Below are 11,689 nucleotides of genomic sequence, written 5' to 3' on the forward strand. Positions count from 1 at the left end.
CGAGCCTCAACGGCACCGTCGCCAGCGGATCTCACCGCCCACGACGGTCGTCATGACCCTGGTACGCAGCACCGCGGCCGGTGAGTCTCGGTAGGGGTCGGTGTCGACCGCGATGAAGTCGGCGAGTCTGCCCGGCGCGAGGACGCCCTTGCGGTCACCCTCGCCGGCAGCGCGGGCCGCCCCCAGGGTGTGGGCGCTGACGGCCTCGGGCATGCTCAGCCGCTGCTGAGGCTGCCAGCCGCCGGCGGGGGTCCCGTCGGGACGGGTACGGGTGACGGCGGCGTACAGCGCGGCGAACGGGTGGGGACTCTCGACGGGGGCGTCCGAACCGAACGCCAGCACGACGCCGGCGTCGAGCATCCCGCGCCAGGCGTAGGAGGCCAGGTCGTGGCCGGCCAGCAGGGAGTCGACCAGATCGATGTCGCTGGTGCAGTGCACCGGCTGCATCGAGGCGACGATGCCCAGGCTGGCCATCCTGGCCAGGTCGGCGGGTCGAAGGTGCTGCGCGTGCTCGATGCGGTGCCGCAGTCCCGGCGTGCGGCCGACCGCCTCGTAGGCGTCGATGACCAGGTTGTTGGCGCGGTCGCCGATGGCGTGCGTGGCCACCGCGATGCCGGCACCCGCGGCCCTGCCGAACAGCTCGACCAGATCCTCGTACGGGGTGACCGCGATGCCCACGTTGCCCTGCTCGCCGGCGAAGGACGTGCTCATGTGGCAGGTGTGCGACCCGAGGGCCCCGTCACTGAAGATCTTCACGGGCCCGGTGCGGAACCAGTCGTCGCCCTGCCCGGTCCGGCGGCCCTCGGCGATGGCCGCCTCCAGGTGCGTCATCGGGATCGCCTTGTGGACGCGCAGCTTGAGCTCGCCGGCGTCGCGCAGCGCGAGATAGGCGGCCCGGCAGTCCTCGCCGTCGATGTCGTGCACGCTGGTCAGGCCGAGCGCGAGCAACTCCTCCTGCCCTGCCCGCAGCAGGTCGCGCAGATCGGGGGAGACCATGAGGTCGCGCAGCGGGTGTGCGGCCGTCTCGCGGAGGATGCCGGTCGGCTCCCCGCGTGCGTCCCTGACGATCTCGCCGCCCACCGGGTCGGGTGTGCTCGCGTCGATACCGGCCAGCCGCAGGGCTGCCGAGTTGGCCCACACGGTGTGGCCGTCCACGCTGGGCAACGCGACCGGCAGCTCGGGGCAGACCGAGTCCAGCGCGTACCGGTCCGGCTGCGCGGGCGGATCCCAGGCGTTGCTGTTCCACCGCCCGCCGAACAGCCAGGCACCCGGCCCCAGCCGCGCCGCGTGGGACGCCACCAAGGCGAGAGCCTCGTCCAGGCCGCGCGCCCCGCGCAGGTCGACGGCGCCGAGGCTCTGCGCGTACTGGGCGGTGTGGATGTGGGCGTCGTAGAACCCGGGAAGCACCGCGGCGCCGTCCAGATCGATCAGCTCGGCGCCATGGCCCGCCGCCTCGCGCACCTGCGCCTCCGGGCCGACGGCCAGCAGGCGATCGCCGTCCACGGCCAGGGCCTCGGCGAGGGGGTTGTCGGCGTCTCCCGTGTGGATGGCGGCGTTGCGGTACACGCGGATGCTCATGTGACTCCCACGAGTGTCGAGGGGCGCTGGACCAGCACAGTAGGTAGCGAGGGAAAGGGAAGAAAGAGCTGCGGACGGCTCGCCCAGGGGCCTGTCGAGGTGACGGTGTGGGCGGCCTCCGGCCGGACGTCAGGAGTCGCCCGGGGCCACCAGGCCCGATTCGTAGGCGAGGACCACGAGTTGGGCGCGGTCGCGGGCGTGGAGCTTCGTCATGGCTCGGTTGATGTGGGTCTTCGCGGTCATCGGGCTGATCACCATGCGGTCGGCGATCTGGTCGTTGGACAGGCCCCGCGCGAGCAGGGCGACGGCCTCGCGTTCGCGGTTGGTCAGCTCTTCCAGCCCCGCCTCGGTGCCGGTGCGGAGCGGTTGGGTGACGTACCGGTTGATCAGTTTCCGGGTGATCGACGGCGCCAGCAGGGCGTCGCCCCGGGCGGCGACGCGCACGGCGTGCAGGAAGTCCTCCGGCTGGATGTCCTTGACGAGGAATCCGGCCGCGCCGGCGCGCAGCGCGTGGAAGACGTACTCGTCCAGCCCGTAGTTGGTCAGGATGACGACGTGCACCCCGGCCAGGGCCGGGTCCGCGGCGATGCGCCGGGTCGCCTCGATGCCGTCGACGACCGGCATCTGGATGTCGACGAGCGCGATGTCAGGCAGGTGCTCCCTGGCCAGCTCCACGGCCGCCCTGCCGTCGGCGGCCTCGGCCACCACCTCGATGTCGTCCTCGATGTCGAGGAGCGCGCGGAATCCGCTGCGAATGAGCGGCTGGTCGTCGACCAGCAGGACACGGATCACGAGAGCTGACCCACGGGAAGCTCGGCCTGGACGGTGAAGCCGCCCTCGCGGCGCGGCGCCGCCGTCAGGTGACCGCCGAGGGCGGCGACCCGTTCGCGCATCCCGAGCAGCCCGACGCCGGGCGCCGGCGCGGTGTCCGGCGTGGTCCTTCCGTCGTCCTCGACCCGGATGAGCAGGGCGTCGGGCCGGTAGTCGATCCGGACCCAGGCGTTGGCGGCGGCGGCGTGCCGGGCGACGTTGGTCAGCGACTCCTGGACGATCCGGTACGCGGTCCGGTCCACGGCGGCCGGCACGTCGCTCCGGCGTCCCTCGATCGTCAGCTTCGCGTCCAGGCCGGCCGTCCGGGCCCGTTGCACCAGTTCCGGAACCTGGTCGAGTCCACGCGGCGGGTTCCTGTCGTCGTCGCGCAGCGCCTCCAGGGTCGCGCGCAGTTCCCGGGCCGCCTCGCGACCGGCCTCCCGGATCGCCAGCAGGGCCTCCGGCGCCTGTTCGCCCCGCTTCTCGGCCAGGTGGACGGCGACCTCGGCCTGCACCTTGATGACGGAGATCTGGTGGGTGAGCGAATCATGCAGCTCCCGCGCGATGTGCAGCCGCTCCTCGTCGGCGCGGCGCCGCGCGGTCTCCTCGCGCGTGCGCTCGGCCTCGTCCGCCCGCCGCTCGGCCTGTCGCAGCGCTTCACCCGCCGCTCCGGCGGCGATCAGCCAGGCCAGCTCGAGGGCGCCCCGGGCGCGCGCGAACGCCTCGCCCGTGTCGTGCAGGCCCGAGGCCATCGCCGCGAGGGGGAGGGCGGCCAGCATGAGCACGCTCGCCGCCACCGTGACGGTACGGTGTCCCGCCCGCACGGCGCCGTACACCGCGAACAGGTACGCGACGGCCGGCACGTCGAAACCGGCCGCCTGGTGACCCACCGCGCATATCCCGGTGACGGCCAGAACGGCAACCGGGGCGCGGCGGCGCGCGGCCAGCGCCAGGCCGCCGGCCGCCAGCAGCGCGTACCCGGGCAGGTCGAGGCTCGTGGCGGAGTGCTGCCCGGAGAGCCCGGTGACCAGCAGGATCGCCGCCACGCCGACGGCGACGGCCCCGTCGCCGACACTGATCCGTCCGCTGCCCATGCGCGCACCCTAACCGGCGGTCCGCCCCGGGCGACTCCTGCGCGCGGATGATCGGCCGGGTACCGCGGGCGCGGTAGCGTGCCGCGTTCTGCGACATCCGCGGCAGCCGGATACGCCGCTCGCGGCAGCGTGAAGTGTCCGCGCCGGCAGGACGACAGGTGGTGGGGTCGGCGGACAGGATCGGACCTGTCCGGTCGTCGAAGGAGAAGGAGCACCTCATGTCCACCCGTCACCTGGTCGCCGCCGCTGTCGCCCTGCCCCGGGGGTTCGGGCTCGCCACTCCGGCGGCCGCGTACGTCTCGGCCCGGTCGGCCGTCGATCCCTCCACCCTGACCACCGGGCGGCTCGTGGGCACCGCGGCCGTGCTGGTGGCGCTGGCCGGCGTGGTCGTCGGTGGCGTGGCTCTGGCCCGCTCGGCCGGTCGGACCGGTAGCGGCAACGGCAGGCGCGGGGGTCTGGTGGCCCTGGTGGCCGGGCTGACCGGCATGGCCATCGGCGGGCTGGTGGTGGCCGTCGCCGAGGGCGGTCCCGGCACCGGCTACGGCATCGTCGGTGGCTTCGCGGCTTTGGCGATCGGCCTGGTCGCCGCAGTCCTCGGCTGGCTGGCTCTGGCCCGCTCCCGCCGCGCCGTCTGACCCCAGGCGCTGCGGGCCCACCTCTGCGGCGTCTCGTGGTGGTATGGGGAGAATGGGTATGTGAGTCCCGAGAGCCTGTTGTTGTTCGTCCTTGCTGCCGTCGCGGTCATCATCGTCGCGCGGTGGCTGGCCGCACGCTCCGGTCTGCCCTCGGCGGCGCTCCTGACGCTGATCGGCATCCTCTACGCGCTCCTACCGGGACCGAACATCACCCTGGACCCGCACATCGTGCTGACAGTCGTCCTGCCACCGCTGCTGTACAGCGCCGCGCTCGATTCGTCACTGCTGGCGATCCGCAGGAACATGCGCATCGTGGTCAGCCTCTCCGTGGTCCTGGTGCTCGTGACCGCGTTGGCCATCGGATGGGGGTTCCACCTGTTCGTCGCCGGAGCGACGTTGGCCGCCGGTGTCGCGGTCGGCGCGGCCGTGGCGCCTCCCGACCCGGTGGCGGCGCTCGCGGTGGGCCGGCGGGTGAATCTGCCACCGAAGCTGGTCACCATCATCCAGGGTGAGGGGCTGCTCAACGACGCCACCGCGTTGACGATCCTCAGCGTCGCGGTGACCGCGGCCGTCAGCGGCACCTTCTCCTTTGCCGCGGCGGCCGGACAGTTCTTCCTCGCGGCGGCCGGCGGGATCGTGGTCGGCGCCGCGGTCGCGTGGGGTGTTCGCCTGGCGCGGCCGCTGACCAGGGACCCGTTGCTGTCCAACGCGATCTCGCTCGCCACCCCGTTCGTGGCCTTCCTGCTCGGCGAGGAACTGCACGTCTCGGGAGTCCTCGCGGTGGTGGTCGCCGGGTTGATCGTCGGTCACCACACCCCCGGCTCGCCTCCGGCGCCAGCCGACTCCAGACGAGCGCGGTGTGGCGGTTGGTCGACTTCCTTCTCGAGGGGTTCGTCTTCCTCCTGATCGGCCAGCAGTTGCCCAAGGTCGTGCAGGGGCTGCAGCAGTACGCCACCGCCACGATCGTCATCGCGGTGGCGGTCTCGGTCGGCGTGGTGCTGCTCCTGCGCCCGTTGTGGCTGGTCCTGAACCAGTTGCTGCCACGCTGGATGCACACCCGCCTCGGCGGTGCCTCCGAGTACGACGACGACACTGCCGGCTCCGCCCGCCGCGCCGCCTGGGACGCACGCAACGCCCGGCGGCTGAGGGGGCGGGAGGTGGTCGCGCTCAGCTGGTCCGGGACCCGCGGCGTCATCAGCCTCGCCGCGATCTTCACCCTGCCGGTGGTGACCGACAGCGGAGCACCCTTCCCGGACCGGGATCTGCTGTTGTTCTGCGCGTTCGTCGTCGTGCTCGTGACGCTGGTCGGTCAGGGGCTCACGTTCGCGCCGCTGGTGCGGGCACTGGGCCTGCGTGCCGACGAGGCGGATCAGGTCCGGGTCCGCAACGAAGCACGGTCGGCGTCCGTCGAGGCCGCGTTGGCCCGGCTCGAGGAGGTCGCCGCCGAGGAGCCGGAGCACGCCGGCGCCGTCGAGTCGATGCGGGCGCAACTGCACAGCCGGCTGATCCGCTATCGCGGCCGCCTCGACCTGCTCCAGGCGGCCGACGTGTCCGAGGTGCCGGTGTCACCGGAGTACGAAGCGGCGTTGCGCATCCGCCGGGCCGCGATCGACGCGCAGCGCGAAGAGCTGTTGCGCTGGCGGGACGCCGGCCAACTGCCGGACGAGGGGCTGCGCGTCCTCGAGCGCGAACTGGACCTCGAGGAGCTGCGCCTTCCCACCCGGTCGCCCTAGGAGTTCCGGGCGCCCGACTGCGCCCTGTGGGGACGGCGGCGGCCGAGTGGCGTAGGTCTCACCGGCGGCGGGCAGGATCGGGGAATCGTTGGGCCTACGAGAAGTTGACCTCAGCGGTCCACCTGCCCAGCAAAGGAGTGCGCGCGTGGTGGCGACACCTGCGGCCGGCAGCGGTCCGGGGCCGGCGGACAGTGACCCGACCGTGAAGGGCGTCGGCTTTCGTTCCGATCGTGGCCCGGTGCTCGCCGCGGTCATGCTCAGCACGGGCCTGGTCGCGCTGGACTCCACGATCATCGCCACCGCGGTGCCGTCGATCGTGCGTGATCTCGGTGGCTTCTCGCAGTTTCCGTGGCTGTTCTCGATCTACCTGCTCACCCAGGCGGTCACGGTGCCGATCTACGGCAAGTTCGCCGACTCGCTGGGACGCCGGCCCGTCATGTTCTTCGGCATCGCGCTCTTCCTGCTCGGCTCGATCCTGTGCGGCGTCGCGTGGAGCATGCCCGCGCTGATCGTCGCGCGCGCCGTCCAGGGCATCGGGGCGGGCGCGGTGCAACCCATGAGCATGACGATCGTCGGCGATCTCTACACGGTGGCGGAGCGGGCGCGGGTGCAGGGCTACCTCGCCAGCGTCTGGGGCGTCTCCGCGGTGCTCGGCCCCACACTCGGTGGTGTCTTCTCCGAGTACCTGTCGTGGCGGTGGATCTTCTACCTCAACCTGCCGCTCGGCGCGGTGGCGGCGTGGACGCTCGCCCGCCACTTCACCGAACGGATCACCCGCAACCGGCACCGGGTGGACTACGCGGGCGCGGCCCTGCTCACCGTCGGATTCGGGCTCGTCATCCTCGGGCTGCTCCAAGGCGGCGTGGCCTGGCCATGGGCGTCCATCCCGAGCGTGGCGATCCTCGTGACCGGCGTCGTCGCGCTCGCCGCGTTCGTCGGCGTGGAGCGTCGCGCCACCGAGCCGGTGCTGCCGCTGTGGGTGTTCGGCCGCCGTGTGCTCGCCGGAGGCAGCCTCACCGCGCTGTGCGTCGGGGCGCTCACCATCGGCCTGAGTTCGTACCTGCCCACGTACGCCCAGGGTGTGCTCGGCACCAGCGCGTTGGTGGCGGGGTTCGCTCTCGCGGCGTTGTCGCTCGGCTGGCCGCTGGCGGCCAGCCTCGCCGGGCGGATCTACCTGCGGATCGGCTTCCGCGACACGGCCCTCATCGGCGGTGTTTTCGTGATCGGCGGCGCCGCGCTGACCACGCTGCTCGGGCCGGATTCGACGGTGTCGGCGGCCGCCGCGGCGGCCTTCGTGCTCGGTGTCGGGCTCGGGCTGACCGCCAGCCCGACCCTGGTGGCCGTGCAGTCCGTGGTCGGCTGGGAGCGCCGCGGCGTGGTCACCGGCGCCAACATGTTCAGCCGGTCACTGGGCAGCGCCGTCGGCGCCGCCGTCTTCGGGGCGATCGCCAACGCCACTCTTGCCGACCGTTTCGCGCATCCGCCGGCGGAGATCGGCGCTCGGCTTCCCGAGCACGTGGACGCCACAAGCCTCGTGCTGGGCGGGCACAGCCAGTCCGCCGACCCGGCCGTGGCCGACTACGTCCGCGCGTCGCTGTACCACGCGACACACCATGTCTTCGTGGCGCTGGCCGTGCTGGCGGTCCTCGGGTTGGGCGCGTTGTCGCTGGTGCCGCGCCGCAGCGACCACCTCACCTTCGAGTAGGTGCCGACCGCCGCGACGGGCGTGCGGGCCCTCGCGCACGGCCGGAACCGGCCCGACGGGGTGCCGTGGACGTGGCCGGATGACGACCGGCCGAGGTGCGAGGAAGGCCGGCGTCGCGGGTTTCCCCGTCCGGCCGTTCGTAGCACCACTTGACGAACGGCATGTTATCGCTCGCAGTCGATGGACGAGGACGGCGGACCCCCGTGGCTTACCGGGCGAGCCCAGTTCGTCGAGACCTTCGATCAGGCATTGGCCAGGGCACGCGTCCGTGCTGTTAGCGCTAACAACGCTGGCGCAGAGGTCCCGCCACGCGTCACGGTGCGCCCCAATCCCAGGTGGACCGTTCGGCTCTTGGTCTTTGAAGGAGGATCATGTCTGCCATCAATGGATATACATCGATTGCGTCGCCCTCGCCGCGGCGGAGGTGGGTGCCGCGGGTCGTCGCCGCCGCCGTGACCGCGGTGGTGGTCGCTGGCGCCGCCGCGGTGGCGGTGTCGACGCCGGCCGCCGCGGCGACGGTCGACACGAGCGCGTGGTACGTGTTGATCAACCGCAACAGCGGCAAGGCCCTGGACGTGTACAACCTGGCCACGAACGACGGCGCGCGGATCGTGCAGTGGTCGCGGAACAACGGCAACCAGCAGCAGTGGCAGTTCGTGGACTCGGGCGGCGGCTACTACCGGTTGCGGTCGCGGCTGTCCGGCAAGGTGCTGGACGTCTACAACTGGTCGACCGCCAACGGCGCCAACATCGTGCAGTGGACCGACGCCAATCAGGCCAACCAGCAGTTCCGGCTGGCCGACTCGGACAGCGGTCACGTCCGGTTGATCAACCGGAACAGCAACAAGGCGGTGGAGGTGCAGGGCGCCTCCACCGCCGACGGCGGAAGCATCGTGCAGTACGACGACTGGAACGGCTCCAACCAGCAGTGGCAACTCGTCCGGGTCGACGGCGGGGGCAACCCCACCACGCCGCCGAACGGCTCGTGCACCCTTCCGTCGACGTACCGCTGGTCGTCGACGGGTGCGCTGGCGAACCCGAGGTCCGGGTGGGTCTCGCTCAAGGACTTCACCACCGTCGTGCACAACGGCCGGCACCTCGTCTACGCCACCACGCACGACACCGGGACGGCGTGGGGTTCGATGAACTTCAGCCCCTTCGCGAACTGGTCCGACATGGCCTCGGTCGGCCAGAACGCCATGCCCTTCGCCGCGGTCGCGCCGACCCTGTTCTACTTCGCCCCGAAGAACCTCTGGGTGCTCGCCTACCAGTGGGGCGGGCCCGCGTTCTCCTACCGGACGTCCAGTGACCCCACCAACGTGAACGGATGGTCGTCGCCGCAGACGCTCTTCTCCGGAAGCATCTCGGGCTCCGGTACGGGACCCATCGACCAGACGCTCATCGGTGACAGCACGAACATGTACCTGTTCTTCGCCGGGGACAACGGCAAGATCTACCGCGCCAGCATGCCCATCGGCAACTTCCCGGGCAGCTTCGGCACGTCCTCGACGGTGATCATGAGCGACTCGACCAACAACCTCTTCGAAGGGGTCCAGGTCTACAAGGTCCAGGGCCAGAACCAGTACCTCATGCTGGTCGAGGCGATCGGCTCGCAGGGCCGCTACTTCCGTTCGTTCACGGCCAGCAGCCTGGGCGGTTCCTGGACGCCGCAGGCCGCCAGCGAGAGCAACCCCTTCGCCGGGAAGGCCAACAGCGGCGCCACCTGGACGAACGACATCAGCCACGGCGACCTGGTGCGCAACAACCCCGACCAGACCATGACCGTCGATCCCTGCAACCTCCAGCTGCTCTACCAGGGACGTGCCCCGAACTCCGGCGGCGACTACGGCCTCCTGCCGTACCGGCCGGGTGTGCTGACGCTGCAGCGCTAGTGGCGTACAGGCGGGCTCGGCGTACGGCCGAGCCCGCCCGGGACGTGGCGCGCCTGTCAGCCGCCGGGCGAGGCCGGTGAGCCGGGCGCCGTCCTCCCGCCCGCGCCCCTGGAGAGGCCACCGGTCCTCGTGGTGCAGCGGCTACCGTGACGACGGCGGGGAACCCGCCGCAACCGCCGGGTCCGATGTCCCGCCGCCCGTCACGGGAGGAAGCATGAGCAGCACCCCAGAGCGAGGCCCGGTGAAGGCCGCCATCACCGTGTCCCTCGACGGCTACGTCACCGGTCCCGACGATCACGCGGGCCAGGGGCTCGGCGTCGGCGGCGAGCGGCTCCACTACTGGGTGATGGGCGGCCCGTGGACCTACGAGACCGAGCGTGAACCCGGCGCCGGCATGACCGACGCCGACCGCGCGTACTTCGACGCGCTGATGGAGGGAACGAGCGCCGGCCTGTGCGGCCGGGGCATGTACGACAGCGCGGGCGGCTGGGGCGGCCGGAACCCGTTCCAGGGAACCCTGGTCGTGCTAACCCACCGCACCGCCGACCAGCCGGACCCGAGCACCGGTTTCCTGATGGTCGACGGCTTCGACGAGGCGCTGGCGGCGGCCCGCCGTTCGGCCGGCGACGGGGGCGTCGCCATCGGCGGCGGGGCGGACGTCATCCGGCAGGCGCTCGCGGCGGGGGTCGTCGACGAACTCGGCATCACCACCGCTCCGGTCGTCCTGGGCCGAGGGAAGCGGCTCTTCGAGGGCTTCGACCGGGATGTCGATCTCACGATCCTCTCGGTCCACCAGTCGCCGTACGCCGTTCACGTGCGGTACGCCGTCGTGCGGTGACGCGGGCGGCGGCGCGTTCAGGCGCTGCCGGCCAGCCCGCGCACGCCGACGAGACCGGGGACCGGGACGCGGCCGAGTTCCCGGCCCGTGGCGGCGTCGTGCCAGCTCACCGCGTCCCGCTGGCCCACGTAGAGGCGGCTGCCGTCACGGCTGAGCGCGAGGCCGGCGACCGGCTCGGGTACCGGCCAGTCCGCCGTGCCGGTCAGGCTGGTGAGATCCAGGGCCCGGACCGTCGTGCCGGCGGCGAGGAAGACACGGTCGGTGCCGGCGGCGGCGTGCGCGGCGCCCGTGCCGCGGGCCTGGGGGACCGTGCGGCGTACGGTCAGTTCCTCGGTGGAGATGTCCGCGACGGCGCCCGACGCGACGTCGGCGACGAGGAGCCGGCCTCCGTCGGGGCTGATCGCCATGGCGTGGCCGGCGGCGGACGCCTCGCCGAACGGGTGCGGCAGGTCGACGCAGTACGCCCACCGTTCCGCCAGGTTCAACGTGTGGACGAACGCGTGCGCGTTGCCGGGCCGGCCGCTGACCAGGTCCCGGGTGTGCTGGTGGCCGGGCTGGTGGGTGTAGAGGGTGTAGAGGACGGTGCGGTCCGGGGCGAGCACCGCCTGGCGCCCGTCGCCGCGCATCTCCTCCTCGGCACCGGGGGGAACCGGCGACTTGTCGCGGGTGGACAGCGGGCCGGGCACACCGGTGGCGAGGTCGACGACCCGCACCCGGTAGCGGTCCGGCGCGGTCGCCGGGAGCCATTCGAGGACGAACAGCCCGGTGCGGTCGGCGGTGAACGCCTCCGGGACGTGGTTGCCCCGCAGGTCCAGCCGGTGGCGTATCCCGTTGACGTCGGCGACCAGCACCTCGGTCACCTCCCGACCTGGCGGCCGGCCGCCGTCCACCGTCGCTCCGGTCCTGGTGAGCGCCACCCCCGTACCGTCGGCCGAGACCGCCTGCGGTACCCAGCGCCCGGGTAGCAGGGTCCTCGCCGAGGCGCGGCTGGTCGTGGCATCGATCCGCCAGCAGGTGGTGTCGGGGCCGTCGAGGGCGGTCGCGAAGATCCACGCGCCGTCGGCGCTGGCGACGGCGCGGGGGATCGTCCGGCGGTCGGTCCCGCGCAGGAGAGCCTGCCCGTCGTCGACGTGGACGACCAGCGGGTCGGGAATGGCGTCGGCCCGGGCGGAGGCCGGGGCCCGGGTCGGCTCGCAGCCGGCCAGTGCGGCGGCACCGGCACCGGCACCGGCGAGCAGGGTCAGGATGCCGCGGCGCGAGATGGTGACGGTCATGCCCGGGTGACACCCTCAGAGGCGTCGAAGTTCCGTGCCGCGAAGGTGGAACCGGCGGCGCGCGGCCGGTGTCATGAGGGTGGTCGAAGGGGAGGTCTCCACTGGACGACGACGAGCTTGTCCGCCGCGC

10 protein-coding genes are annotated in these 11,689 nt (G+C 72.5%); 6 read left to right on the forward strand and 4 right to left on the reverse strand.

Annotation, left to right across the window (positions count from 1 at the left end; all coding sequences use genetic code 11):
* Positions 1-6: 6 nt before the first annotated feature.
* The 3 genes from F8274_RS08225 to F8274_RS08235 form a co-directional block, all read right to left on the reverse strand.
* Positions 7-1,578, reverse strand: coding sequence for an amidohydrolase (locus tag F8274_RS08225; protein ID WP_151461685.1), 1,572 nt, complete (start codon positions 1,576-1,578; stop codon positions 7-9).
* Between the two features lie 129 nt (positions 1,579-1,707).
* A complete protein-coding gene (locus F8274_RS08230) occupies positions 1,708-2,370 on the reverse strand; it encodes a response regulator transcription factor (RefSeq protein WP_151461686.1) in 663 nt (220 codons plus the stop codon).
* Complete coding sequence (locus F8274_RS08235; RefSeq protein ID WP_151461687.1) at positions 2,367-3,482, reverse strand: sensor histidine kinase; 1,116 nt, start codon at positions 3,480-3,482, stop codon at positions 2,367-2,369. The genes F8274_RS08230 and F8274_RS08235 overlap by 4 nt, the downstream gene beginning before the upstream one ends.
* A 218-nt stretch (positions 3,483-3,700) precedes the next feature.
* Here F8274_RS08235 and F8274_RS08240 point away from each other — a divergent pair, with 218 nt between their 5' ends.
* From F8274_RS08240 to F8274_RS08260, 6 genes are all read left to right on the forward strand, one after another.
* Positions 3,701-4,117 (forward strand): DUF6223 family protein, encoded by a 417-nt coding sequence (locus F8274_RS08240; protein WP_192579751.1) that lies wholly within the window; start codon positions 3,701-3,703, stop codon positions 4,115-4,117.
* 60 nt (positions 4,118-4,177) lie between these two features.
* Complete coding sequence (locus tag F8274_RS32315) at positions 4,178-5,023, forward strand: sodium:proton antiporter (protein ID WP_255474563.1); 846 nt, start codon at positions 4,178-4,180, stop codon at positions 5,021-5,023.
* Positions 4,984-5,850: a cation:proton antiporter gene (locus tag F8274_RS32320; RefSeq protein WP_255474564.1), complete on the forward strand. Its 867-nt coding sequence runs from the start codon at positions 4,984-4,986 to the stop codon at positions 5,848-5,850. Before F8274_RS32315 ends, F8274_RS32320 begins: the two co-directional genes overlap by 40 nt.
* A gap of 145 nt (positions 5,851-5,995) precedes the next feature.
* Entirely contained in the window at positions 5,996-7,555 is a 1,560-nt protein-coding gene (locus F8274_RS08250) for an MDR family MFS transporter (RefSeq protein ID WP_225853668.1), read from the forward strand.
* A 371-nt stretch (positions 7,556-7,926) separates the two neighbouring features.
* A complete protein-coding gene (locus F8274_RS08255) occupies positions 7,927-9,447 on the forward strand; it encodes a non-reducing end alpha-L-arabinofuranosidase family hydrolase (RefSeq protein ID WP_151461688.1) in 1,521 nt (506 codons plus the stop codon).
* Between the two features lie 214 nt (positions 9,448-9,661).
* A complete protein-coding gene (locus F8274_RS08260) occupies positions 9,662-10,285 on the forward strand; it encodes a dihydrofolate reductase family protein (RefSeq protein WP_151461689.1) in 624 nt (207 codons plus the stop codon).
* Positions 10,286-10,302: 17 nt separating this feature from the next.
* Here F8274_RS08260 and F8274_RS31175 read toward each other — a convergent pair whose 3' ends face one another.
* Positions 10,303-11,559 (reverse strand): YncE family protein, encoded by a 1,257-nt coding sequence (locus tag F8274_RS31175; protein ID WP_192579752.1) that lies wholly within the window; start codon positions 11,557-11,559, stop codon positions 10,303-10,305.
* Positions 11,560-11,689 lie beyond the last annotated feature (130 nt).

The sequence above is a fragment of the Micromonospora sp. AMSO31t genome (assembly GCF_008868175.1).
GTDB lineage: Bacteria > Actinomycetota > Actinomycetes > Mycobacteriales > Micromonosporaceae > Micromonospora.